At 70.7% G+C, this 24,007-nt stretch carries 24 protein-coding genes; 9 read left to right on the forward strand and 15 right to left on the reverse strand.

Going from position 1 to position 24,007, the window contains the following annotated elements; all coding sequences use genetic code 11:
* Positions 1-18 precede the first annotated feature (18 nt).
* The 3 genes from RKD20_RS18650 to RKD20_RS18660 are packed head-to-tail and all read right to left on the reverse strand — an operon-like array spanning position 19 to position 4,015.
* Positions 19-1,362: an acyltransferase family protein gene (locus tag RKD20_RS18650; RefSeq protein WP_424878693.1), complete on the reverse strand. Its 1,344-nt coding sequence runs from the start codon at positions 1,360-1,362 to the stop codon at positions 19-21.
* On the reverse strand, positions 1,359-3,596 hold the full coding sequence (locus RKD20_RS18655) for a bifunctional polysaccharide deacetylase/glycosyltransferase family 2 protein (RefSeq protein WP_424878694.1): 2,238 nt from the start codon (positions 3,594-3,596) through the stop codon (positions 1,359-1,361). The genes RKD20_RS18650 and RKD20_RS18655 overlap by 4 nt, the downstream gene beginning before the upstream one ends.
* Before the next feature lie 17 nt (positions 3,597-3,613).
* Positions 3,614-4,015, reverse strand: coding sequence for a hypothetical protein (locus RKD20_RS18660; protein ID WP_424878695.1), 402 nt, complete (start codon positions 4,013-4,015; stop codon positions 3,614-3,616).
* Positions 4,016-4,320: 305 nt separating this feature from the next.
* Here RKD20_RS18660 and RKD20_RS18665 point away from each other — a divergent pair, with 305 nt between their 5' ends.
* The gene (locus RKD20_RS18665; protein ID WP_424878696.1) at positions 4,321-5,355 is read left to right on the forward strand and encodes a chitinase; all 1,035 of its coding nucleotides are present in this window, start codon (positions 4,321-4,323) and stop codon (positions 5,353-5,355) included.
* An 83-nt stretch (positions 5,356-5,438) separates the two neighbouring features.
* Here the strand turns inward: RKD20_RS18665 and RKD20_RS18670 are convergent, their stop codons facing one another.
* From RKD20_RS18670 to RKD20_RS18690, 5 genes are all read right to left on the reverse strand, one after another.
* Positions 5,439-5,987 (reverse strand): amidohydrolase family protein, encoded by a 549-nt coding sequence (locus RKD20_RS18670; RefSeq protein WP_424878697.1) that lies wholly within the window; start codon positions 5,985-5,987, stop codon positions 5,439-5,441.
* A 7-nt stretch (positions 5,988-5,994) separates the two neighbouring features.
* On the reverse strand, positions 5,995-7,194 hold the full coding sequence (gene mqnC, locus RKD20_RS18675) for a cyclic dehypoxanthinyl futalosine synthase (RefSeq protein WP_424878698.1): 1,200 nt from the start codon (positions 7,192-7,194) through the stop codon (positions 5,995-5,997).
* A 92-nt stretch (positions 7,195-7,286) separates the two neighbouring features.
* Positions 7,287-8,015: a prepilin peptidase gene (locus RKD20_RS18680; protein WP_424878699.1), complete on the reverse strand. Its 729-nt coding sequence runs from the start codon at positions 8,013-8,015 to the stop codon at positions 7,287-7,289.
* On the reverse strand, positions 8,012-9,886 hold the full coding sequence (locus RKD20_RS18685; RefSeq protein ID WP_424878700.1) for a serine/threonine-protein kinase: 1,875 nt from the start codon (positions 9,884-9,886) through the stop codon (positions 8,012-8,014). Before RKD20_RS18685 ends, RKD20_RS18680 begins: the two co-directional genes overlap by 4 nt.
* 42 nt (positions 9,887-9,928) lie before the next feature.
* Positions 9,929-10,777, reverse strand: a complete 849-nt coding sequence (locus RKD20_RS18690; RefSeq protein WP_424878701.1) for a menaquinone biosynthetic enzyme MqnA/MqnD family protein — start codon at positions 10,775-10,777, stop codon at positions 9,929-9,931.
* A gap of 284 nt (positions 10,778-11,061) precedes the next feature.
* Between RKD20_RS18690 and RKD20_RS18695 the strand changes: the two genes are divergently transcribed.
* Positions 11,062-11,265: a cold-shock protein gene (locus tag RKD20_RS18695; protein WP_003998944.1), complete on the forward strand. Its 204-nt coding sequence runs from the start codon at positions 11,062-11,064 to the stop codon at positions 11,263-11,265.
* Between the two features lie 107 nt (positions 11,266-11,372).
* Here RKD20_RS18695 and RKD20_RS18700 read toward each other — a convergent pair whose 3' ends face one another.
* Positions 11,373-11,939, reverse strand: a complete 567-nt coding sequence (locus RKD20_RS18700; protein ID WP_424878702.1) for a helix-turn-helix domain-containing protein — start codon at positions 11,937-11,939, stop codon at positions 11,373-11,375.
* Between the two features lie 68 nt (positions 11,940-12,007).
* Here RKD20_RS18700 and RKD20_RS18705 point away from each other — a divergent pair, with 68 nt between their 5' ends.
* Genes RKD20_RS18705 through RKD20_RS18715 form a run of 3 tightly spaced genes read left to right on the forward strand, consistent with a single transcriptional unit; the run spans position 12,008 to position 13,657 of the window.
* Positions 12,008-12,676, forward strand: a complete 669-nt coding sequence (locus RKD20_RS18705) for an AzlC family ABC transporter permease (RefSeq protein ID WP_424878703.1) — start codon at positions 12,008-12,010, stop codon at positions 12,674-12,676.
* 14 nt (positions 12,677-12,690) lie between these two features.
* On the forward strand, positions 12,691-12,987 hold the full coding sequence (locus RKD20_RS18710; protein WP_424883260.1) for an AzlD domain-containing protein: 297 nt from the start codon (positions 12,691-12,693) through the stop codon (positions 12,985-12,987).
* Positions 12,988-13,018: 31 nt separating this feature from the next.
* Positions 13,019-13,657 (forward strand): class I SAM-dependent methyltransferase, encoded by a 639-nt coding sequence (locus RKD20_RS18715; protein WP_424878704.1) that lies wholly within the window; start codon positions 13,019-13,021, stop codon positions 13,655-13,657.
* On the opposite strand, the gene kstD is transcribed toward RKD20_RS18715, so the two are convergent.
* From kstD to RKD20_RS18730, 3 genes are all read right to left on the reverse strand, one after another.
* Positions 13,654-15,384: a 3-oxosteroid 1-dehydrogenase gene (gene kstD, locus RKD20_RS18720; protein ID WP_424878705.1), complete on the reverse strand. Its 1,731-nt coding sequence runs from the start codon at positions 15,382-15,384 to the stop codon at positions 13,654-13,656. The two genes, RKD20_RS18715 and kstD, sit on opposite strands and share 4 nt — an antisense overlap.
* A gap of 128 nt (positions 15,385-15,512) precedes the next feature.
* Positions 15,513-15,875: a hypothetical protein gene (locus RKD20_RS18725; protein ID WP_424878706.1), complete on the reverse strand. Its 363-nt coding sequence runs from the start codon at positions 15,873-15,875 to the stop codon at positions 15,513-15,515.
* 84 nt (positions 15,876-15,959) lie between these two features.
* Positions 15,960-16,415: an ATP-binding protein gene (locus tag RKD20_RS18730; RefSeq protein ID WP_424878707.1), complete on the reverse strand. Its 456-nt coding sequence runs from the start codon at positions 16,413-16,415 to the stop codon at positions 15,960-15,962.
* A gap of 117 nt (positions 16,416-16,532) precedes the next feature.
* Here RKD20_RS18730 and RKD20_RS18735 point away from each other — a divergent pair, with 117 nt between their 5' ends.
* On the forward strand, positions 16,533-17,387 hold the full coding sequence (locus tag RKD20_RS18735) for a helix-turn-helix domain-containing protein (protein ID WP_424883261.1): 855 nt from the start codon (positions 16,533-16,535) through the stop codon (positions 17,385-17,387).
* Positions 17,384-17,572, forward strand: a complete 189-nt coding sequence (locus RKD20_RS18740; RefSeq protein WP_424878708.1) for a DUF397 domain-containing protein — start codon at positions 17,384-17,386, stop codon at positions 17,570-17,572. Before RKD20_RS18735 ends, RKD20_RS18740 begins: the two co-directional genes overlap by 4 nt.
* Here the strand turns inward: RKD20_RS18740 and RKD20_RS18745 are convergent.
* Both RKD20_RS18745 and RKD20_RS18750 read right to left on the reverse strand, forming a co-directional pair.
* The gene (locus RKD20_RS18745; RefSeq protein WP_424878709.1) at positions 17,560-19,476 is read right to left on the reverse strand and encodes an AMP-dependent synthetase/ligase; all 1,917 of its coding nucleotides are present in this window, start codon (positions 19,474-19,476) and stop codon (positions 17,560-17,562) included. The genes RKD20_RS18740 and RKD20_RS18745 overlap by 13 nt on opposite strands.
* A 220-nt stretch (positions 19,477-19,696) precedes the next feature.
* Entirely contained in the window at positions 19,697-20,983 is a 1,287-nt protein-coding gene (locus tag RKD20_RS18750; RefSeq protein ID WP_424878710.1) for an acetyl-CoA C-acetyltransferase, read from the reverse strand.
* 88 nt (positions 20,984-21,071) lie between these two features.
* Between RKD20_RS18750 and RKD20_RS18755 the strand changes: the two genes are divergently transcribed.
* Entirely contained in the window at positions 21,072-22,361 is a 1,290-nt protein-coding gene (locus RKD20_RS18755) for a 3-oxoacyl-ACP reductase (RefSeq protein ID WP_424878711.1), read from the forward strand.
* Entirely contained in the window at positions 22,361-23,311 is a 951-nt protein-coding gene (locus RKD20_RS18760; protein ID WP_424878712.1) for a MaoC family dehydratase, read from the forward strand. Before RKD20_RS18755 ends, RKD20_RS18760 begins: the two co-directional genes overlap by 1 nt.
* On the opposite strand, the gene RKD20_RS18765 is transcribed toward RKD20_RS18760, so the two are convergent.
* Positions 23,304-23,978 carry a TetR/AcrR family transcriptional regulator gene (locus tag RKD20_RS18765; RefSeq protein WP_037901052.1) on the reverse strand — a complete coding sequence of 225 codons (675 nt, stop codon included), beginning with the start codon at positions 23,976-23,978 and terminating at the stop codon, positions 23,304-23,306. The two genes, RKD20_RS18760 and RKD20_RS18765, sit on opposite strands and share 8 nt — an antisense overlap.
* Between the last annotated feature and the right edge of the window lie 29 nt (positions 23,979-24,007).

Consider the following 24,007-nt stretch of genomic DNA (forward strand, 5'->3'; position numbering starts at 1 on the left):
CATTCTTGCAGGCCGCCCTCACGACGAAGCCCGACGCCCTCCCGGAAGAAGCTGCGGCTTCTTCTTCCCGGCCACGTCCTCCACCCATCCGCACAGCAGCACGAACACCGCGATCAGGATCCAGCCGACGCCGAACATGAACCACTGGCTCTCCAGCGGCAGCCACTTCTCGAACGCGGGCACGTTCCAGAACCGGTCGATCAGCGGCACGGCGAGGATCAGCGCGATCTCGTGCCACAGGTAGATCGTCACCGCGCGGGAGTTGAAGATCGTGACGACCCGGTCGGTCCGCCGGAAGCGGGCGAGCCAGGCGAAGTCGATCCCGAAGCGCGACTTGGCCCACATCAGGAGCGTCACGTACCCGGCCGACCAGAAGGCCTGTGCGAGGGGGATGTCGTCGAGGTCGTACGACCCCGTCTCACCCTGGTGGGTGAAGGCGTACCAGCCGCCGAACCCGATCGCGGCGAGCGAGAGCAGGACGACGGCCGCCGGCTTCAGCCGCTCCAGGACCCCGTCCCGGTGGGCGAAACCGAGGATCCAGCAGAACAGGAAGGTGGCCAGGTCGGTCAGCGCGCTGCCGAGGCGGTCGTCCGGCGGCTCCCACAGGAACTGGAAGACCACGATCGGGGCCAGGGACAGCAGCAGGACCGGCACCGGCGACAGGCGGAAGACCCTCAGCAGCACCGGGGACAGCAGGACGAACCACAGGTACGTCCGCAGGTACCAGAGGATCTCCCAGGCCTGCTCACCCCATGCGTTGCCGGGCGGGTCGCCGAGCGGCACGACCCAGTAGACGATCTGCCAGCCCGGCAACCAGTCGTGGACCAGCATCGCGAGGACCACGAAGACGCCCCAGAACCAGAACGGGGGCAGCAGGCGGCGCAGTCGGCTCCTGATCACCGTGGCCGCCGGGCGCTCCAGGGACTTCGCCATCAGCGTCCCGGCCAGGCCGAACATGATGCCCATGGAGGGGAAGACCATACCGGCCCAGGCCCACCCGAACGTGTGATAGGTGACGACGCGGATCAGGGCGACGGCCCGCAGCGTGTCGAAGTAGCGGTCACGGCCCGGGGGCCGAGACGGAGGCTTCTCCTCCTCCGCCTCGGCGTCAGCGGGGGCATCGAGAACCGGTGGCTCCGGCTCCGGCTCCACCACCGGCAACGGGGACGTGGCGTCCGGCACGCCCTGTCCGTAGTACCCGGGGTCGACGTATTCCTGGGGATACGGCTGCTGCGAGTAGGAGTGCTGTTGATACGACTGCTGCGGATACCCCGAGTACCCGTACTCCTGGCCGTACCCCTGTTGCGGGTGCTCCGGTTGCGGGTGCCCCTGCTGCGGGTGCCCCTGCTGCTCCCAGCTCATCGGCCGACCCCCGCCGGGGTGCCGACCTCGCCGGTCCGTTTCAGCTTCTGCCAGCGCAGACGGCCGCCGGTGAGCGCCGTGATGCAGGAGTGGATGAGGACGAGGTACATCATCTGGCGGTAGGCCAGCTGCTGGAGCGGCATCATCAGCAGATAGCGGTACTTCTCCTTGTCCAGCCTGAAGGCGTACGCCGCGCACACGAGCTGGATGCCGAGGACCGCGAGCCACGCGCACAGCGCCGCCCGGAAGCCGACGAAGATCATCGAGTAGGCGGTGAACACGTCGATCAGCGGGGCGAAGACCGGCGTGACGATCTGGAAGATCACCACCAGCGGCATGCCGACCCGGCCGAAGCGGCCCGAGGGCCCCTTGTCTGTGAGGGACCCGCGGTGCTTCCACAGCGCCTGCATGGTGCCGTACGACCACCGGTAGCGCTGCGACCACAGCTGCTTGAGGGAGCCGGGCGCCTCGGTCCACGCCCGTGCGTGCTCCTGGTAGACGACCCGCCGGCCCGCGCGGTGCATCGCGATGGTGATGTCCGTGTCCTCGGCGAGGGTGTCCTCGCTCATGCCGCCGACCTGGAGCACCGCCTCCCGGCGGAACGCGCCGATCGCGCCCGGGATGGTGGGCATGCAGCGCAGCAGGTCGTACATCCGGCGGTCGAGGTTGAAGCCCATCACGTACTCGATGTGCTGCCAGGCGCCGATGACCGTGTCCCGGTTGCCGACCTTGGCGTTGCCGGCGACCGCGCCGACCTCCGGATCCGCGAAGGGCTGCACCAGCTGCCGTACGGTGTCCGGCTCGAAGACGGTGTCGCCGTCCATCATCACGACGATGTCGTGACTGGCGCTGCGCACCCCGTTGTTGAGGGCGGCCGGCTTGCCCGCGTTCTCCTGGCGGATGACACGGACGTTCGTCATGCCCAGGGAGCGGGCCGCCTCGCGGGCGATCTCGGAGGTACCGTCCGAGGAGCCGTCGTCGACGACGATGACCTCGATCGGATGGGTGCTCCTCGCCAGCGACTCCAGTGTGTTGGCGATGCACTCCTTCTCGTTGTACGCCGGGACGATCACCGTCACCGGCCGGGTGACCGTGGGCCCCCAGCTGAAGCGGCGCTTGTTGCGCAGTCTGTGGTGGCGGCGGGCGAGGATCAGCATCATCCCGAACCGCCCGATCACTGCCACGCCCACGATCACGAGCCCGACCGACAGCGTGGGCACGGTGTACTCGGCGACGGCGACGGCCGCGACGAGCGCCTTGCCCTCGTAGAGGGTCGCGCCGGTGGCCTCGCGGTGCGCGGCCTGGAGACGGTCGGTGCCGTTCCGATTTCCGCCCGGGAACTGAGCGGCCGCGTTCTGCGCCTCGATGACCCCGCTGATGGTGGTGAAGGTGTAGCCCTTCGCCCGCATCTTCTCGATGTACTCCGGCAGCGCCTTGATCGTCTGCTCCCGGTCGCCGCCGGCGTCGTGCATCAGCACCGAGGCGCCCGAGGTCCCGGACGGGGTGGCCCACTTGACGATCTTCGAGACGCCCGGCTTCTTCCAGTCGTCGCTGTCGGTGTCGACGAAGACGCTGGTGTAGCCCTCCTCGCCGAGCTTCTCGTAGACGGGCCAGCTGTAGTCGTCGATGGCGTCCGTCTCCGAGGAGTACGGCGCCCGGAACAGCGTGGTGGTGATGCCGGCCGCGCCCGCGAGGGCGAGCTGCGTCTGGGTCATCTCGCGCCGGATACGGGCGTCGCTCTGGTAGGAGAGGTCGACGTGGGTGAAGGTGTGGATGCCCACCTCATTGCCCTGGTCGACCATGTCCTTCACGATCCCCGGGTAGCGCGAGACCATCGAGCCCACCAGGAAGAACGTCGCCGGGACGTCGTACTTCTCCAGGATCTTCAGGACCTGGGGCGTGTACGTCGGGTTCGGGCCGTCGTCGAAGGTGAGCGCGATCGTCTTGGACGGCACGGAGGTCGTGGTCGCCCGGCCGCCCCGGAAGCTGATGATCGGCCCGCCGTTGATGATCTTGTCGGGGACCTCGCTGGAGCCGGCGCCGTCGCGCACCCGCTGGTCGCCGCCGACCTCGGCGCGCAGATAGCCGTCGAGCAGCATCACGCTGGTCAGGCCGAGCAGGAGCAGCAGGGCGAGGATGACCCGCGGTTTCTGCAGCGCCGCGGCCTTGCCCGCCGCCCGCTCGATGCGGGTGGGGGCACGCCGGCGGCCGCGGGAGGGCGTCGTCGTGGTCATGTGGTGCGCCGTTCCGGTCAGTTGGAGGCCGCGGAGGCGGTCGCGGTCGGGGCGGCGCTCGGCGGAGCGCCCGTGGCGGTGCCTGTGGGCGGGGTGCCCGTGGGCCTCGACGGCGGGGTGCCGACACCGCCCTGCGGCTGGAGGCCGCCGGGGCCGGAGTTCGAGGAACCGCCGGGGCCGCCGCCCGCGAAGGGCAGCAGGGTCGTGCTGGAGACGCCGATGCCCATGAAGGCCAGGCCCAGCACGACGGCGTACCCGAGGGACAGGACACCGAGGAGAAGGCCGATCCGGCGCAGCATCCTGGAGCGGCGTCCGGAGTTGTCAACGAACACGGGACCCTCGGCGGACCCGTTACTACCGCGTTTGCGGCGGCGACCGCGCGTGTCCGCACGGTTTTCGGTGGCAGTCTCGAAATGCATTCCCCAGACGTTAAGGAGTCTTTATGTGACCGAGTCGGCCGTTCTTGTGAGACGCATATGAGAAACGCCTTAACCTGTCTTTCTCCTGAGAGACTCCGTGAACACCTGCGCGGGTCACCATGGAGGCAAGTGCACCGAATGCCCCATTCAGTTCGCCCGATTGGCCTGATTCACGCAATGCCGCCCGTGGATCTCCTATGAATCGACTGTCGCCTTGAACACCGGCTCCGCATGAGACGTTCTCTTTTTGAATAACCCTTTGTTTCGAGCCTGAGACGAACATCACGAGAGCGGGTGCATGAACAATGCGGGGTTTCTTGAGGCCAACCGCCGGGCTCACTTGTCTGTTCGCCCTGGCCACCACGGGGTGTTCCGCGGAGTCCGCACCGGCCGCGTCGGCCGACACCTCGTCGGTCGGCACCCCGTCGGTCGGCACCCCGTCAGCCGGTACCTCGTCAGCCGGTACCTCGTACGCCCCGTACGTGAGCGCCACCGAGGCCTCGGACAACGACTCCGCGGGCTCGCCCTCGGTGTACAACCTCGCGTTCGTGATCGCCGACGGGAGTGACTGCACACCGTCCTGGAACGGCACGTCCGCCATCGGCGACTCGTCGGTCACCTCCCGGATCGGCGCGCTGAAGGAGAACGGGGGGCAGGTCCGGGTCTCCTTCGGCGGGGCGTCCGGGAAGGAGCTGGCCGAGACCTGCTCCAGTGCGGCGAAGCTTGCGGCGGCTTACGGGAAGGCGCTGGACGCGGCCGGTTCCTCGCTCGCCGACTTCGACATCGAGGGGGACGCGCTGACCGACTCGGACTCGGTGGATCTGCGGTCCGAGGCGATCGCGTTGCTCCAGGAGGAACGGAGCGATCTCGCCGTGTCGTTCACGCTTCCCGTGATGCCGTCCGGGCTCGACGACGACAGCGTGGCGTTGCTGGAGTCCGCGAACAACAAGTCGGTTCAGGTCTCGACGGTCAACATCATGACGATGAACTACGGGGAGTCGTACGACGGGGACATGGGGGCCTACGCGATCACCTCGGCGAAGGCGGCGCAGGCGCAGTTGAAGTCGGTCTTCGGTACGTCGGACTCCACTGCGTGGCGGGCGTTGGCGCTCACCTCGATGATCGGGACGAATGACGTGGACGGGGAGACGTTCACGTTGTCCGACGCGGCGCAGGTGCGGGCTTTTGCTGAGGCGAAAGAGGTGGCTTGGGTGTCCATGTGGTCCACGTTCCGGGATCAGCAGTGTGAGTCGGGGGACTCCGACGAGGATGACCCGTTGACCAATTGCAGTGGGGTTTCCCAGAGTTCGGGGGCGTTTGGGGAGGCGTTCGCGGGTTGAGTTCCGAGTGCGGGCCGGTGGGGGCTGGTCGCGCCCGCGCGGCGGAGCCGCACATTGATACAGCCCCGCGCCCCAAAAAGCTCTTACCTGCGCCTGTGCAGCAAGCGGCCCCTGATCACCGTTGCCACGCATTCCGGTGCGTCGAAGACCGCGAACGTCGCGTCCGCACCCGGAACCAAGGCGGGCGGTACCGCTTCCGTCGCCCCGTCCTGAATCCTCAGGCCCGACCTGTGGACGGCGTCGATCACGGCGGGGCGCCTCAGCGGACCCACCACCGCCACCGTCCCCTGCGCCAGCATTCGCTGTACGCCCCGCCTCGCGCTCGCGCCCCATCGGGTATCCGTCATGGCGAGGGACGCCAGCGCCTCGCCCGTGAGGGGCTCGCTGCCCAAGTCCTCACGCGGGTCCGGATGGTAGGCCTGCTCCAGGAGCTCCGGGCCGTGCGGGTTCACCAGGCCCGGGGTGAGAACTCCCGGCCAGCGGCGGACCCTTGCGGACGGGTGTGCGGCCACCAGGTCGTCGTACACCTCTACGGCGGCGATCCGCCGCCCCTCGACCAGTACCGCCCCACCGGGCAGCGGTGACCTTCCGCCGCCCGGGATCAGCAGGTCGGCGGTGTGGATCGTCAGCACCGCACGCCTAGTTGGACGCGAGGATCTTCAGCTCGGGGTGTGCCGTGCCGCCCTCGATCGCCGTGGAGGAGATGTGGGACATCACGCGCCCGTCGACCGGGTCGTTGGCCGGGTCGTCGTGGACGACGAGGTGTTCGTACGTCGTGGCGCGCTGGGCCGGGACCCGACCCGCGGTGCGGATCATGTCGATCATTTCCTGGAGGTTGGAGCGGTGCTTGGCGCCGGCCGCCGAGACGACGTTCTCCTCCAGCATGACCGAGCCGAGGTCGTCCGCGCCGTAGTGCAGGGTCAGCTGGCCCGCGTCCTGGCCGGTGGTGAGCCAGGAGCCCTGGATGTGGGCGATGTTGTCCATGAAGAGCCGGGAGATCGCGATCATCCGCAGGTACTCGAAGATCGTGGCCTGGGTGCGGCCCTTCAGGTGGTTGTTCATCGGCTGGTAGAGGTACGGGATGAAGGCCCGGAAGCCGCCGGTGCGGTCCTGTACGTCACGGATCATCCGCAGGTGCTCGATGCGCTCGGCGTTGGTCTCGCCGGTGCCCATGAGCATGGTCGAGGTGGACTCCACACCCAGGTTGTGCGCCGTCTCCATGATCTCCAGCCAGCGCTCGCCGGACTCCTTGAGCGGCGCGATGGCCTTGCGGGGACGCTCGGGGAGCATCTCGGCACCGGCACCCGCGAAAGAGTCGAGGCCGGCCGCGTGGATGCGCTGGATGGCCTCCTCCACGCTGACCTTGGAGATCCGGGCCATGTGCTCGACCTCGGACGCGCCCAGCGAGTGGATCACCAGCTGGGGGAACTCCTTCTTGATGGCGGCGAAGTGCTTCTCGTAGTACTCGACGCCGTAGTCGGGGTGGTGGCCGCCCTGGAACATGATCTGCGTGCCGCCGAGCTCGACGGTTTCCGCGCAGCGGCGCAGGATGTCGTCCAGGTCGCGGGTCCAGCCCTTGTCCTTGGCGGTGGGCGGGGCGTAGAAGGCGCAGAACTTGCACGCCGTGACGCACACGTTGGTGTAGTTGATGTTCCGCTCGATGATGTACGTCGCGATGTGTTCTGTACCCGCGTACCGACGGCGGCGCACCGCGTCCGCGGCGGAGCCCAGCGCGTGCAGCGGGGCGTCGCGGTAGAGGTCGAGCGCCTCCTCCGGAGTGATGCGCCCACCCTCGGCGGCACGGTCGAGGACGGACTGAAGGTCGGCCTTCTCGGTCACCGGGGCGTGCCTTTCGTCAAGGGTTCTGGCGGTCTGGGCCAGCCTACGCCAGCCCTGTGACAAGCCGGATGTCAGGCCGTGCGCCCCCGCCCTCAGGCCGCGTACGCACCGATCAGCAGCCCGGCGTACGCCCCCGCGATCAGGAACGGCCCGAACGGGATCGCCGTCTTGCGCCCCGCCCTGCCCACCAGGACCAGGGCACCGCCGTAGAGCGCGCCGAGGAGGAAGCCCGCGAAGGTCCCCAGCAGCACGGTGTCCCAGCCGTACCAGCCCAGGACCGCCCCCGCCCCGAGCGCCAGCTTCACATCGCCGAAGCCCATGCCTCCCGGGTTGACCCGCCACAGCACCCAGTAACCGGCGCCGAGGGCGAGGGCGCCGAACAGGGCGTGCAGCCAGCTCCCGGTGTGCTCCGGCACGAAGGAGACGACCCCGAGCAGCGTGAGCGCGGCGGCCGCGAGGGGGAGGGTGAGCGGGTCGGGCAGTCGTCGTACGCGCAGGTCGACGACGGCGAGCAGCACGCCCACGGGGGCGAGCAGCAGCCAGACGGCGATCTCCGGACGGGTACCGGTGGCGGCGGCGAGGGCGGCGCACAGAAGGGCGGTGACGGCGGAGAGGAGCAGGGTGCCGGGACCGTACGGCTGCCGCGTGCCGCAGCTCCCGCAGCTCGCCCGCCCCAGCCAGCCGACCAGCGGGTGCCCGTCGGGGCAGGTCCCGCGCCACGGTTCCCCGGACGGGACGGAGAAGCGGTAGGCCGCGCGCGGCAGCAGCGCACCAGCCGCCGCGCCCCACAACGCGGCCACGAGGACGAGCAGCTGCGTCACCGCCCGACCTTCGACATCCGTGCCTCGGGGTATCCCTCGGCCTCGCTCTCCGAGGTGTACTTCAGGTCGTCGCCCACCGTGGTGAGGCGGACGGTGTGGGCGGTGGGGTTGCAGCCGGCGTGGTTGTCCTCGGCGCCCACGGCCGTGGTGACGAGTTCCTTGTCGGTGACCTTCTTCAGGGTGAGGACGTCGGTGCAGACCGCGCCGATCGCGTCGGTCTGCTGGAGGCGGCCCAACTCCTCGCCGACGCTCGCCTTCTTGACGGTGATCCGGAAGGTCCCCATCGGCAGGCTCCCGCCGAGACCCGTGCCCTGGCCCTCCCAGGTGCCGAGATAGCGGGCGGGGACCGCGGTCGGTCCGGCCGGTCCGCTGGACGGCTCGGTCGACAGCGACGCGGACGCGGTCGGGGAGACGGGTGAGGACGCCGACGGCGCGGACGCGGACGGTACCGACGTCGGCGCCGACGAGTACGCGTCGCTGCCGGGCGGGGGACTCGCCGAGTCGTCGTCGCCCCGCCCCGGCAGCAGGTCGAACAGGAACGCCGACCCCACGGTCACGGCCGCCAGCGCGCCCGCGACGGCGAGCGCCACGGTGCAACTCAGCCGACGCCCGCGGCCGTTGTCGCCGGACGTGGAGGTGGCCGCCACGGAGACGGAGAGCTTTCCGGGACCGGACCGCCGGTCCGAGGGCACCACCGTCTCGTACGGCACCGCGTCCCTGGGCTCGGGCACAGAGGGCCCTGAGGTCCCGGAGGAAGTGCCCGTGGGAGCCGGTGGCGTGACCGGATACGCTGGTGGCCCGGCCGCGGCGGCCGGCGGCGCCCCCGCCGACACCGCCGGCATCACCGGCGGCGGCCCGAACGCACCCATGGAACCCGCAGAACCTGGAGAACCCGTCGCCCCCGCCGAACCCCCGCCCACGGAAGGACTGCTGAATCCCACCGGCCCCGACGCCTGTTCCCCCGTCCGCTCCCCCGCCGCCTCAAGATTCAGCAGTTGTACGGCACTCCGCCCCACCTGCTCCACCAGCGCCCCCGGCAGCCACCCCGCCGCCACCAGCCGCGCCGCGCCCTGCGGAGCCAGCCGCCGGGCCACCTCTCCCGGAGTCGGCCGCGCCTGCGCCGACTTGTCCAGGCATCTCTCCACGACGTCCCGCAACTCCCCGCTCAGCGATCCGAGTTCGGGCTCCTCGTGGACGACCTTGTAGAGGAGGGAGGCCGAGGAGTCACCAGGGAAGGGCGGTGCCCCCGTGGCCGCGTACGCCAGGACCGCGCCCAGGGAGAAGACGTCCGCCGCGCCCGAGATGCCCTTGCTCAGGATCTGTTCGGGGGACATGTAGCCGGGTGAACCGATGGAGACACCGGTCGAGGTGAGGGACGCGGTGCCGTCGGTGGCGCGGGCGATGCCGAAGTCGATGAGGAGGGGGCCGTCGACGGTGAGCAGGACGTTGGAGGGCTTCACGTCCCGGTGGACGAGCCCCAGTTCGTGCACGGCGGCGAGCGCCTCGGCCAGCCCCGCGCCCAGGACCCGTACGGAATGCTCGGGCAGCGGGCCGCCGTCCGTGACCGCCGAGGCCAGGGAAGGGCCCGCCGCGTACCCGGTGGCGACCCAGGGCACCGCCGCCTCCGGGTCGGCGTCCAGGACCGGCGCGGTCCAGGCCCCGCCCACTCTCCGCGCCGCGTCCACCTCGCGGCGGAAACGGGCGCGGAACTCCTCGTCGAGCGCGAAGTGCGGGTGCACGATCTTGACCGCGACCGTGCGGCCCCCGGCGCTGCGGCCGAGATAGACCCGGCCCATGCCGCCGGAGCCGAGCCGGCCGAGCAGCCGGTAGGGCCCCACGGCGGTGGGCTCGTCGACGCCGAGCGGCTGCATCCTGCCTCCCCCGTAAGTCCCCCGTAAAGGTACGGATGCAGGTTACGGCTGAAGCAGTTCCACCTTCACGTCCCCGGGGAAACCCGTCGTGGGTCCCACCCGGCGCGCGAACTCGGTGACGGCCGCCAACTGCGGGGCCCCGAAGCGGAAGTCCAGCGTCGTGAAGTACTTCTCCAGGACCTTCTCGTCGAAGGCCTCCCAGCGGGCCGCCTGTTCGGCGACCTTGCCGACCTCCTCCAGGGAGAGGTTCCGGGAGGCGAGGAAGGCCTCGTGGACCTTGCGGGTGATGACCGGCTCGCGTGCGAGGTAGTCCCGGCGGGCGGCCCACACCGCGAAGACGAACGGCAGCCCGGTCCACTCCTTCCAGAGCGAGCCGAGGTCATGGACCTCAAGGCCGAAGCGCGGGCCGTCGAGGAGGTTCGCCCGCAGCGCCGCGTCCCCGATGAGTACGGCCGCCTCCGCCTCCTGCATCATCAGGCTGAGGTCGGGCGGGCAGGTGTAGTAGTCGGGCCGCACGCCGTAGCGCTCGGCGAGGAGGAGCTGGGCGAGACGGACGGAGGTGCGCGAGGTCGACCCGAGGGCCACCCTTGCGCCGTCCAGCTCGTCCAGCGGGACCTGCGAGACGATGACGCAGGACATGACCGGACCGTCGCAGCCGACGGCGATGTCGGGGAAGGCGACCAGGTCGTCCGCGTTCTTCAGGAACTCGACGAGGGTGATGGGCCCGATGTCGAGATCTCCCTGCACCAGCTTCTCGCTGAGCTTCTCAGGGGTGTCCTTCGTGAGCTCGAAGTCGAGGAGCGTGCCCGTCCTCGCGAGCCCCCAGTACAGGGGCAGGCAGTTCAGGAACTGGATGTGGCCGACGCGCGGCCGGGTGCGAGAATTGTCCACATCGCGACACTAGACCCCTTGGGGTACGCTTCGGACTCCGGCCCAGGGTCAACCTCGCCGCGATCTTCAAACATCCGAGTGACGTGATCTTGGCCTCTATTGCTTTCGGCTGCCTGCGTGCTACGCTCGCCGCAAGTTGCAGTTTGGTTTCCCTTGCAGTACAGAGCCTGCGGAGCATGTAACCGCGGGCTCTAGTCGTTTTCAGAAGAATGCAGTTGTGCGGCACTGTTTTCACACTTGCAGGTTCTGGAGCAGGGCAACCCTTTTGGGCCCAAGGAGGGCTTATGGCTACGGGAACCGTGAAGTGGTTCAACGCCGAAAAGGGCTTTGGCTTCATCGCCCAGGAGGGCGGAGGACCCGACGTCTTCGTCCACTACTCCGCGATCAACGCGAGCGGCTTCCGCTCGCTGGAGGAGAACCAGGCAGTCTCCTTCGACGTGACCCAGGGGCCGAAGGGCCCGCAGGCGGAGAACGTCACCCCCGTCTGAGTGATCCCGTCTCACAGGCGATGTTGCCTCTGATCCGGACCTGACGCAGTACCCAAGGAGCCCCGCGCCGCACGGCAGCGGGGCTCCTGCCTTTTCCCGTGCGCGTCCTAGACGTGCTGCATGACGAGCACGAAGGTCGTGCCCGGCTCCAGCGCCTCGTACGAGTGCGGCACATCCCCGCGGTACGCCATGTAGTCCCCGGGCTCCAGCTCCACCGTCTCCTCGGCCGGACCGGCCTTCATCCGCCCCGTGCTCACGATCAGATGCTCCACCGAGCCCGGAAGGTGCGGATCCGACTCTCGTACGGCCCCGGGTTCGGCCCGCAGGTGGTAGATGTCCCGGCGCGCCCCGGGCGGGCTCGCGGAGAGCAGGGTGGCCGCGTACTCGGCCTTCTCGGAGGCCACGCTCGGCCCCTGCCCCGCCCTGATCACGTGCACGGACGGTGCCGGCGGCTCCACCAGGGCGCTGAACGGCACGCCGAGCGCGACCCCCAGCGCCCACAGTGTCTCCACGCTCGGGTTCCCGCCCGCCGCCTCCAGCTGGGACAGCGTGGACTTGGCGATTCCGGCCCGCTTGGCCAGCTCGGAGAGGGAGAGCCCGGCGCGGGTGCGTTCGCGGCGCAGGGAGGCGGCGATCCAGTCCAGGGGGAGCCGGGCCGGCGGGCTGTCGGACATGATGTTCGCTCCATCGGTACGTTCGTTCGCCTTGACGAACGAATCCTCTGGCGTCCAGTGTAGTGAACATGCGTACGGCAGAGCGAACAGCCTTGGTCCGTGACAGTGCGCTCGTGTGGCTCGCGAGCGGAGTGGTGGGTGTCTCCTTCGGCGCGATCGCCGTCACCGGCGGCCTGCCGGTGTGGGTGCCGGTGGTGATGTCCCTGGTCGTGTACGCGGGCTCCGCCCAGTTCAGCGCGATCGGCGTCCTGCTGGCCGGGGGCGGCCCGGTCGCCGCGGCGACCACCGGCCTGCTGCTCAACACCCGCACGGCGGCCTTCAGCCTCGCCGTCGCGGACATCCTCGGCCGGGGCCGGCTCGCCCGTCTCCTCGGCGCCCATCTGGTCACCGACGAGACGGTGGCCTTCGCTCTCGCCCAGCCGGATCCGGCGCGGCGCCGTGCGGCCTTCTGGATCTCCGGGGTCGGCCTGTTCGCCGTGTGGAACCTCGGCGTCCTGGCCGGGGCCCTCGCCGGGGGCGCACTGGGCGACACCGGCACCTACGGCCTGGACGCGGCCTTCCCCGCCGTGCTCGTCGCGCTGGTGCTGCCCACGCTGCGCGACTCCCCCGCGATCCGGCGGTCCGCGCTGCTCGGCGCCGGGCTGGCGCTGGCCGTGACACCGGCGGTCCCGGCCGGGGTGCCGGTGCTGGTGGCGCTGGCCGGGCTGGTCCTCCACGGCAACAGGAGGACGGCGTGAACGCGACGGTCGCCATGATCCTGGCGATGGCGGTCGGAACGTACGCCTTCCGGCTGGTCGGGCCGGTGCTGCACGGGCGGGTGGAACTGCCGGAGCGGCTCCAGGAGTTGCTGTCGGCGGGCGCGATCGTCCTGCTGGCGGCGCTGCTGGCGACGGGGGCGCTGACGGAGGGCGGCGGTTTCGCGGGGTGGGCGCGACCGGCCGGGGTGCTGGTGGGGGCGGTGCTGGCCTGGCGCAGGGCGCCGTTCGTGGTCGTGGTGCTGGGGGCGGCGGCCACAACTGCCCTACTGCGGGCGGCCGGTGTCACGTGAGTGTCAGTGGGGGCCGCTAGGGTCCCCGGCCATGACCGACACCGACTTCGTGACCGCCACCCGCACCTTCTACGACACCGTCGCCGAGGACTACGCCGAGCAGTTCCGGGACGGTCTCGCCGACGCGCCACTGGACCGAGCGGCGCTCGCCGGGTTCGCCGAACTCGTGGGCACCGAGGGAACGGTGGCCGACCTGGGGTGTGGGCCCGGGCGCGTCACGGGACACCTCGCCGCCCTCGGCCTGTCCGTCTTCGGCCTCGACCTGTCGGAGTCGATGCTGGCCATCGCCCGCCGGGAGAACCCGGGGCTGCGGTTCGAGCGGGGCTCGATGCTGGAGCTGGATCTTCCCGACGGGGCGCTCGCCGGCGCCGTGTCCTGGTACTCCTCCATCCACACCCCTGTGGACGAACTCCCGCGCCTGTTCGCCGAGTTCTACCGTGTCCTGGCCCCGGGCGGGCACCTCCTCGTGGCCTTCCAGGCCGGTGACAAGGACCGGCATCACGACCGGCCGTGGGGGCGGCCGGTCGCGCTGACCTTCCTGAGGCGGCGGCCGGAGCAGCTCGTCGGGCTGCTCCGCGCGGCCGGATTCTCGCTCGTCTCGCAGACGGTGCGCGAACCCGGCCCCGACGAGGTGTCGCAGCAGGCGTTCCTGATCGCCCGCCGTCCCTAGAGCACCCCGGCGATGTCCCGCCCCGCGACATACCCGAAGGTCATCGCGGGCCCGATCGTCGAGCCCGCGCCCGCGTAACTGTGGCCCATGACGGCCGCGCTGGCGTTCCCGGCGGCGTACAGGCCGGGGACGACGGAGCCGTCGGGCCGCAGGACGCGGGCGCGGGCGTCGGTCACCAGGCCGCCCTTGGTGCCCAGGTCTCCCGGGACGAGCCGGAAGGCGTAGTACGGGGGCAGCCAGAGCGGGGCCAGGCAGGAGTTCGGGAGGACGGACGGGTCCGTGTAGTAGTGGTCGTAGACGCTGTCACCGCGTCCGAAGTCCGTGTCGTCGCCCTTCAGGGCAAGGGAGTTGAAGCGGTCGACGGTGGTCCGCAGGGCGGCGGCCGGGACGCCGATGGACGTGGCGAGGGCATCGAAGGTCCAGGCCTTGTGGGCGGCGCCGGAGCCGTACCAGTCGGCAGGGAGGACGAAGGTGGGCGCGATGTCCCTGAAGAGGTACCGGTTGCGGTAGTTCTGGTCGACGATCAGCCAGGCCGGGATGTCGGGGTCGGTGGGGTTGCGGTCGTACATGGTGTGGACGACGTCGCTGTAGGGGGCGGCCTCGTTGACGAACCGCCGCCCGGCCGCGTTGACGACGAGGCCGCCGGGGAGGGTGCGTTCGGCGAGGCAGAAGTACGGCTCGCCGGGGAGCGGGATGGCCGGTCCCCACCAGGCGTCGTCCATGAGCGCGACATCGGCGCCCAGGCGCTGCCCGGCCCGGATGCCGTCCCCCGTGTTCTCCTTGGCGCCCACGGTCCACTCCGTGCCGATGGGCTGCCGCTGGTACTGGGCCCGCATCGCCGCGTTGTGCTCGAAGCCGCCGGAACCGACGATCACACCCCGGCGGGCACGGTAGAGGCCGCCCGGGGTCACCGCTCCGGCGACGGTGCCGTTCTCGACGTAGAGCTCGGTGAGGGGCGTGTTGAGGCGGACCGGCACGCCCGCGTCCAGAAGCCCCTTCCTGAGCCCGGCCGCCAGTGACTGTCCCATGGTGAGCGGCGTCTGACCGAGCAGGGCCGCCTTCGTGCCCCGTGCCAGGCACTCGGTGGCGACGGCGGCGCCCTTGACGCTCACGGCGGACAGGGCGAGCCACTTGTAGTCGGCGCTGAACACGACCAGTCCGGCGGGGACGTCGAGGTACGGCGGGTTCAGATGGGCCAGTTCGGCGCCGAGGAGCTTGCCGTCGAACTGGTCGGGCTCGATGGAGCGGCCGTTCGGCAGGCCGCCCGGGAGCTCGGGGTAGTAGTCGCTGTACCCCTCCATCCAGCGGAAGCGCAGCGGGCTGTTGGCCAGGACGAAGGAGATCATCGCGGGGCCGTGCGTGAGAAAGGCCCGCTGCCGGGCCGCGGGGACGTCCGGTCCCACGACGGCGGCGAGGTAGGCGGCCGCCTTGGCGGGGGTGTCCGGGACCCCGGCGGCGAGGAGGACGGGGTTGTTGGGGATCCAGATCCCGGCCCCGGACCGGGCCGCGGACCCGCCGAAGGTGGGCGCCTTCTCCAGCACCACGGTGCTGAGCCCCTGCTTCGCGGCGGTGAGGGCGGCGGTCATGCCGGCGGCGCCGGAACCGATGACGACGACGTCGTACGTGCCCAGGGGTGGCAGGTCGGCGGCGCTCGCGCCCTGTTGCACCCCGGCGGCGACGGCCGCCCCGGCACCGGCGGCCAGCAGGTGTCTTCGGGTCACGCTCATGGTCGGGTCCCCCCTGCGGTTGGTATGGACGAAGAGGTCCGGAAACGTCGCGCGGGGCTCTTGAGAAGTCAAGAGGTGTGGAGGACGGCGAAGGCGTCCCGCCGAGCGGGGGGGTACAGGCCCTCAGCTCAGAATCCGGGAGCGGGGAGGAAGCCGGGCCACCACGGTGGTACGCCGCTGGGGCATTCCTGCGTGGCGCCGCCCCAGAAGAAGGAGACAGCACACCAGCACAGAGCGGGGAGCACCACCGTGAGGACGAGTGCATGGAGGAGGGCTTGCCTCCCCAGGAGAACTCCCACCATCACCCAGCCAAGGGTCAGAAGGCCCCAGAGGGACGGGATAAACAGAACGATGAGGAACATACCGTTCGCCGCGCCGTTGACGCCGCTGTCGCAGGCGCTCAGAGCTCTGCCGAGGAGCATGGCGGTGAGCACCGCGAGAGCAAGCCCCATCACCGTTCCGAAACATCCGTGAAGCCGCCGCTCAGGCATGGATCTCCTCATCACTCCCGGCTTTCGTACATCCTCCCGACCAGGTCGACGACGAAGGCTGCCTGCCCCGGATGAAGACCGTCATCATTCCTTTCCCCGCATCCCACCGCTCACGCTGTGTCCGAAGCCGAGCCCGATCTCGGCCCACACCGTCTTGCCGACGTCCCGCTCCGTGACGCCCCAGGTGTCGGCGAGGAGCGTGACGAGGATCAGGCCGCGGCCGTGTTCGCCGTCCTCGTCGTTGACGTACCGGAGCCGACGGTCGCCTCGCGCGTCGCTCACCTCGATACGCAGCGTGTTCTCCGGCAGCCGGAGGAGACGCAGCTCGAAGTCCCGTCCGGGTACGCGGCCGTGAGTCACCGCGTTGGCGGCCAGTTCGGCGACGAGGTGCTGCGCGGTGTCGTTCACCTCGCGGTCGTGGGGGCACCCCCACGCCTCCAGCTGCGTGGCGGTGAGTCTGCGTGCTAGACGGGCGCCTCGCGGGGTGGCGCTCAGACGCTGGGTCAGTTCGTCGGTGGGGGTGGAGATTTCGGCGTTCACGTGACTGAGCGTGCTGGGTTGTCCCTACGCTGACCAGGTGCGACTCGGCGACGCTGAGTAGCTGTACGGGTGCGGTCGGTTCGGTGTACGCGTTGTCGGGTGGGAGGGGTGAGGTACGTGGGTGAGCGGAGGCCGGAGACGCCTGCGGAGGCGGACGGTACGGCGGGGCTCTTTACGGCGCTGGGCAAGATGGTGAAGTTCTTGCGGGAGCGGAAGGGGTTGACGCAGAAGGAGTTCGGGGAGCTGGTGGGATACGGCCCGGACGCGGTCTCGGCCATGGAGCGGGGCGTTCGGACTCTCCGGCCGGAGGTCCTGCTGAAGGCGGACGAACTGCTCGATGCCGGGGGCCTGTTGAAGGAGGTCGTCCCCGAGGTCGAGGAGGCGATGGCGAAGGCTCGGACCCGGCATCCGGAGTGGTACCGGAGTTATGCGGGGTTGGAGGCGGAGGCGGTCGAGCTGCATTTCTACGCCAACCACGGGGTGCCGGGTCTGTTGCAGACCGAGGATTACGCACGAGCCGTGTTCTCCAAACGGCGTCCGCTTCTGGACGAGGAGACGATCGAGAAGCGAGTCACGGACCGGCTCTCCCGCCAACTGGTTTTCGAACGCTGGCCGTCACCGATGGTGAGCTACGTCCTCGAAGAGATTGTGCTGGACAGGCCGATCGGCGGACGACGTGTGCACGCGGAGCAGCTTCGGCACCTGCTGCGAGTCGGAGGCAGGAGGAACATCGAGATCCAGGTGATGCCGTCCGCACTGGACGAACACCCCAACATGGACGGCGCGTTCAACCTGCTGACGCCCAAGGGGCACGGGCAGGTGGCTTACACGGAAGTGCAGGGGTACCCCCGGCTGATCACCGACTCCGAAGAGGTCCGGAAGATCGCAGACCGCTATGGGATCATGCGAGCGATGGCACTCGCACCCTCGGAGTCCCGGACGTTGATCGAGCAGAAGCTGGAGGAGCTATGAACACGGAACAGCTCACTTGGTCCAAGTCCAGCTACAGCGGCGGCGAGGGCGGCGAATGCCTGGAAGTCGCCGTCACCCCCGCCACCATCCACCTCCGCGACTCCAAGAACCCCACCGGCCCTCACCTCACCCTCTCTCCCACGGCGTGGTCGGCCTTCGTCTCCCCGGTCGCTCAGCGCTCGTAGAGCCGTTCGATCTCCCCCGCGAAGTCCTTCATGACCGCCTCCCGGCGCAGCTTCATCGACGGGGTCAGATGCCCGGCCGCCTCGGTGAAGTCGGTCGGCAGGACGGTGAAGCGGCGGATGGACTCGGGGCGGGAGACCATCTTGTTCGCCTCGTCCACCGCGCGTTGCAGGACGCTCCGCAACTCCTCGTCGCCGACAAGGAGTTCCGCGGGGACGGGGTGCTTGCCGTTCATCTGGCGCCAGTGGTTGACGCCGTCCATGTCGAGGCTGATCAGGGCCGAGATGTAGGGGCGGCGGTCACCGAGGACCATGCACTGCGAGATCAGGGGGTGGGAGCGCAGCCAGTTCTCCAGCGGGGCCGGGGCGACGTTCTTGCCGCCGGCCGTGATCAGGATCTCCTTCTTGCGGCCCGTGATCGTCAGATAGCCCTGGTCGTCCAGCTGTCCGATGTCACCGGTCGGGAACCAGCCGTCGGCGGAGGCGGGAGCCACCCCCTCGCCGTACGGGTCCCAGTAGCCGCGGAACACCTGACCGCCGTTGAGCAGGATCTCGCCGTCCGCCGCGATCCGGATCCGGGTGCCCGGGATGGGCCAGCCCACCGTGCCCAGGCGGGGCTTGAGGGGCGGGGTGCAGGTCGCGGCCCCGGTCGACTCGGTCAGGCCGTAGCCCTCGTAGATCTCCATGCCCGCGCCCGCGTAGAACGCGGCGAGGCGGCGGCCGAGCGGGGAGCCGCCGGAGATGATGTGCCGGATGCGACCGCCCATGGCGTTGCGGATACGGCGGAAGACGAGCGGGTCGTAGAAGGTGCGGGCCGCCTTCAGGGCCGTCCCAGGGCCGGAGCCGGTACCGGCGTGGCGGGACTCCATCGCCTCGCCGTAGCGCACGGCGACGTTGGTCGCACGGTCGAAGACGGTGACCCGGCCGCCGCTCTCCGCCTTGGCGCGGGCGTTGTTGAAGACCTTCTCCAGCATGTACGGGATCACCAGGAGGAAGGTCGGTCTGAAGCTGGCCAGGTCGGCGAGCAGGTCCTCGGCCTGGAGGCTCGGCGCGTGGCCGAGCCGGACGCGGGCGCGGACGCAGGCGATGGCGACCATGCGGCCGAAGACGTGCGAGATGGGCAGGAAGAGCAGGGTCGCCAGATCCGCCTCGTCCGACTTCGACTTGAAGACGGGGTAGAGGAGTTCGATCGCGTTGTCGATCTCGGCGAGGAAGTTGCCGTGGCTGAGCACACAGCCCTTGGGGCGGCCGGTGGTACCGGAGGTGTAGACGACGGTGGCGACCGTGCCCGGGCCCAGCATGCCCCGCCGGACCCCGATCTCCTGCTCGGGGACGGCCTGGCCGAGCTCTCCGAGGCGCTCCACATGCCCCTTCTCCATGATCCACATGTGGCGCAGGTCGGGCAGGCGGCTGAGTTCCGGACCGAGGGCGGCGGACTGGGCGGCCGTCTCCGTCACCAGGGCGACGGCACCGGAGTCCTGGAGGATGAACCGGGTCTGGAAGACGGAGGACGTGGGATAGATGGGGACCGTCACCAGGCCCGCGGCCCAGGCGGCGAAGTCCAGGAGCGTCCACTCGTACGTCGTGCGCGCCATGATCGCGACCCGGTCGCCCGGCATCAGGCCCTCCGAGATCAGGCCCTTGGCCACGGCCAGCACCTGCCCCGCGAACTCCGCCGCCGTGAGGTCGACCCAGCGGCCGTCGTCCGTACGGCGGCTCATCACCCGCTGCTCCGGTGCCGCCTGCGCGTTGTCGAACGGCAGGTCGGCGAGCGAGCCGTGGGTCACCGGCGGAACCAGCGGCGGCACCGACACCTCGCGGACCTCACCGTCCAGCCGCACGATCTCTGGTTCCACGAGCACGGGTGCGCCGTCGTAGTCGTGGCCGGACACGTACGAGAGGGACATGGTCAGCTCCTGGGACGTGCAGCTCGGTACCGCTCCGCTGCATGAGGTACGCAGGGGACGTACCGGGGCGTTCACCCGCGAGTGCGCCGGGAAGGGTTACCAGGGGTTAGGACGGTGATCCTAAGTGGCTCACGTGGGGAGTCTGTGCGGGTTTGCTGATGGTCCGGAGCCGGGACTGTGCAACCTCGACCGCAAGGTGAGGCCTTGTCAGCTTCGACTTCTACGGCCGCTCGAGAATCGCCGTGACCCCCTGGCCGCCCGCCGCGCACACCGAGATCAGCCCGCGGCCCGGACCCTCCCGCTCCGCCAGCAGCTTGGCGAGCGTGGCCACGATCCGTGCGCCGGTCGCGGCGAAGGGGTGCCCGGTGGCGAGGGAGGACCCGGTGACGTTGAGCCGGTCCCGGTCCACCGGGGCCAGGCCCCGCTTCTCCCAGGCGGCGAGGGTCGCGAGGACCTGGGAGGCGAAGGCCTCGTGGATCTCCACCAGGTCGAAGTCGTCCATGCCGAGCCCGGCCCGCTCCAGCATCCGGGGGACGGCGTGGGCGGGGGCCATGAGCAGCCCGTCCTCTCCCTGTGCGACATCGCCTCGCACGAAGTCCACGGCCGCCGTCTCGTACGCGGTGAGGAACGCCAGCACTTCAAGGCCGCGCGCCTCGGCCCACTCCTCCGAGGCCAGCAGGACGAGCGCGGCGCCGTCCGTCAGCGGGGTCGAGTTCCCGGCCGTCATGGTGGGATCGGGGTCCTTGAGGCCGAACACCGGCTTGAGCGCGGCGAGTTTGCCGGCCGTCGAGTCGGGGCGGAGGTTCTGGTCGCGGGGCAGGCCCCGGAAGGGGACCACCAGGTCCTCGAAGAAGCCCCGCTCGTAGGCCGCCGCCAGCCGCTGGTGACTCGTCGCCGCCAGCTCGTCCTGGGCCTCCCGGGTCACGCCCCACACGCGGGCGGTGACGGCGGCGTGCTCCCCCATCGACAGACCGGTGCGGGGTTCGGCGTTGCGCGGGATGTCGGGCACGAGATGGGCCGGACGGATGCGCGCGAGCGCCTTGAGGCGCCCGCCGGCCGACTTCGCGCGCCGGGCCTCCAGCAGGATGCGGCGCAGGTCGTCGTTGACGCCGAGGGGCGCGTCGCTCGCGGTGTCCGCGCCGCCCGCGATCGCGGACTCCGTCTGGCCGAGGGCGATCTTGTTGGCGGCGGCGATGACCGCCTGGAGACCGGTCCCGCAGGCCTGCTGGATGTCGTACGCCGGGGTGCGCGGGTCCAGCTGCGAACCGAGGACCGTCTCGCGGGCGAGGTTGAAGTCGCGCGCGTGCTTGAGGACGGCACCGGCGACGAACTCCCCCACCGCGCCCGGCTCCTGGAGCCCGGTGCGCTCCACGAGGGCGTCGAGGGCGGCGGTGAGCATGTCCTGGTTCGAGGCGGTGGCGTACGGGCCGTCCGAGCGGGCGAAGGGCACACGGCTGCCGGCGACGATCGCCACGCGCCGGGCGACCGGCGGTTTCAGGGGGCTCATCTCCACCAGCTCCTCACCACGGAAATCGACTTACCTACGGTAACCTTACTCCAGAGTAAGGAATCTGCGACCGACCCGGGAGATGGACATGGCCGACCGCTATCTGAGCTTCACCGGTACCGCGCCGGGTCGGTTCCTCACCCGCCGCCTCGGGCTTCCGCAGCCGGCGGCGCTGCGACGGTGGTCGCCCGAGTCCCCGGGGTTCGAGGGCGGGGTGCTGCACCTCACGGCGGGCAAGTCGGAGCTGTCCGGACCGGAGTTCCCGGAGTTCCCGTCCCCGTCGGACGCGCCCGCCGCGGTCCTCCTCGACGCCACCGGTGTGCGGGACGTCGAGGGGCTCGCCGAGGTGCACGCGGCCCTGCACCCGGTCGTGCGTTCGGTCGCCGCGAGCGGCCGGGTCGTCGTCCTGGGGGCGCCGCTCTCCTCGGGGGATCATCACCAGGCCGCCGCCCAGCAGGCGTTGGAGGGGTTCACCCGCTCGCTCGGCAAGGAGATCGGCCGGGGCAGAACGGTCAACCTCGTCCGGCTGACCGACGCGTCCGCGGCCGAGTCGACCCTGCGCTTCCTGCTCTCCCCCAGGTCGGCGTACGTCAGCGGCCAGGTGATCGAGGTCGGGCAGCCGCAGGAGGCCGACGTCGACTGGTCTCACCCCCTCGCCGGACGGACGGCCCTGGTCACCGGCGGGGCGCGGGGCATCGGCGCGGCGGTCGCCGAGACGCTGGCGAGGGACGGGGCGCGGGTCGTCGTCCTCGATGTGCCGGGGGCGTCGGGGGATGCCGAGCGGCTGGCCGCGCGGCTCGGGGGCAGTGCCCTCGCGCTGGACATCACGGCCCCGGACGCGGGCGCGCGGATCGCCGAGGCGCTGCCCGACGGGCTGGACGTGCTGGTCCACAACGCCGGCATCACCCGGGACCGGCGGCTGGCCAACATGCCCGGTGAGCGCTGGAGTTCGGTGCTCGACGTGAACCTGGCGAGCGTGCTGCGCACCACGGACGCGCTGCTGGAGACGGGCACCCTGCGGCGGGGCGGCCGGATCGTCGCCACCGCGTCCATCGCCGGGCTCGCCGGGAACGCCGGGCAGACGAACTACGGCGCGAGCAAGGCCGGTGTCGTCGGCCTGGTGCGCTCCCTGGCGCCCCGGGCGGCGGCCGAGCACGGGGTGACGGTGAACGCGGTCGCCCCGGGGTTCATCGAGACGAGGATGACGGCGGCGATCCCGCTGTTCATCCGGGAGGCGGGGCGGCGGATGAACTCCCTCGGACAGGGCGGACTGCCCGTCGACGTGGCCGAGACGACGGCCTGGCTGGCCCATCCGGCCTCCGGCGCGGTGAACGGACAGGTCGTACGGGTGTGCGGCCAGAGCCTGTTGGGGGCGTAGTGGCGACGTACTCGGACGACACGCAGGCGGAGGGAACGCACGGAGAGGGCGGACGGGCCGAGGGCCCGGACGGTCCCGGCGCGGGTCCGTCCACCGTCCTCGACCGGTCCCCCTCCCTCCTCCCCCGCCTCGCCCTGGGCGCCCTGCGCTCCCCCTTCAAGCGGCCCTCGGCCGCCGCGGACTTCCCCCGGACCCGTCTCGTGCTGCCCGGTCTGCGGATCGACCTCGCGCGGCTCGCCGCCTACGAGCGGGTGTGCGGGTTCCCTACCGGGGAGGACGCGCTGCCGGTGACGTATCCGCACGTGCTGGGCTTTCCGCCGGCCATGCGCCTGATGAGCGGGCGGGGCTTCCCGCTGCCGCTGCTCGGCCTTGTGCACACGTCGATCGAGATCACCCGGTACCGGGAGCTGACCGCGTCGGGCGAGTACGAACTCACCGTATACGTCGACGGGTTGGCGCCGCACCGACGCGGCACGGAGGTCGCGGTCGTCACCGAGCTGCGGGTGGGTGCGGAGGTCGTCTGGGAGTCGGTGAGCACCTACCTGGCGCGGCACCGCACGAAGGACACCGGCGGGGAGCGGGAGCGGGAGGCGCACGGACCGCTGCCCGGGGTGGCCGAGTGGCGGCTGGCCGGGGACATCGGACGGCGTTACGCCGCCGCGTCCGGCGACCGCAACCCGATCCACCTGTACCCGCTCACGGCCCGCCTCTTCGGCTTCCCGAGGGCGATCGCGCACGGCATGTGGACGGCGGCCCGCTGCCTGGCGGCGCACGGCACACCTCAAGCGGTGCTGGTGCGGGCCGAGTTCAGGGCGCCGGTGCTGCTGCCGGGGACGGTGACCTACGCGGCGGACGGGGAGCGGTTCGAGCTGTGCGGCGGGGACCGCGTGCACGTGAGCGGGGGCGTGTACCCGCTCACCGGGGCGGCCGCGGACGGCGCGGTCAGCTGACCTGGAGCGGGGCGCTGCCGGAAGGCGTGTCCTGGAGGGTCCACGGCCGGCCCTCCATCATGTTCCCGAGCCCGGCCCACGCGAAGTTCATCAGGGTCGCCGCGGACTGCCTCGCCGTCACGCCCGCGGTCGCGTTGGCCCAGGCGGCGAGCGACTCGGCGGCTCCGACGAGCGCCTCGGCGAGGCCGGCGACCTCGCGCTCGGGCAGGTCCGGGTCGCGGTGGGCCTCGCGGGCCGCGACCACGATCAGATGGGTCACGAACGCCACGATCTCCTCGCGCATCGCGGTGACCTCGGCGGCGAACGCCTCACCGTGGATACGGGCCTGCAGATGCAGCACCGACCAGCCGTGCGGGTGCTGCGAGGTGTGCGTGAAGAAGGCCAACAGCCCGTCCCACAACTGCCGGTCGGCGGGCAGCTCGGTCCGCACCCCCGTCCGCACGGCCTCGGTGAGCGCGGCCGCCTCCCGGCGGATGCACGCGGTGAAGAGGTCTTCCTTCGAGTTCAGGTACAGATAGACCAACGGCTTGGACACACCGGCGAGTTCGGCGATCTCGTCCATCGAGGCGGCCATGTACCCACGCTGCCCGAAGATCTCCACGGCGGCGTCCAGCATCTGCTGCTCCCGCACGGCACGCGGCATGCGCTTGCTCTTCACGACACCCATGCCCAAAGCCTACGGTCACGCGGGCACGG

It is taken from the genome of Streptomyces sp. SLBN-8D4 (assembly GCF_049739545.1).
Taxonomy (GTDB): Bacteria; Actinomycetota; Actinomycetes; order Streptomycetales; family Streptomycetaceae; genus Streptomyces; species Streptomyces canus_C.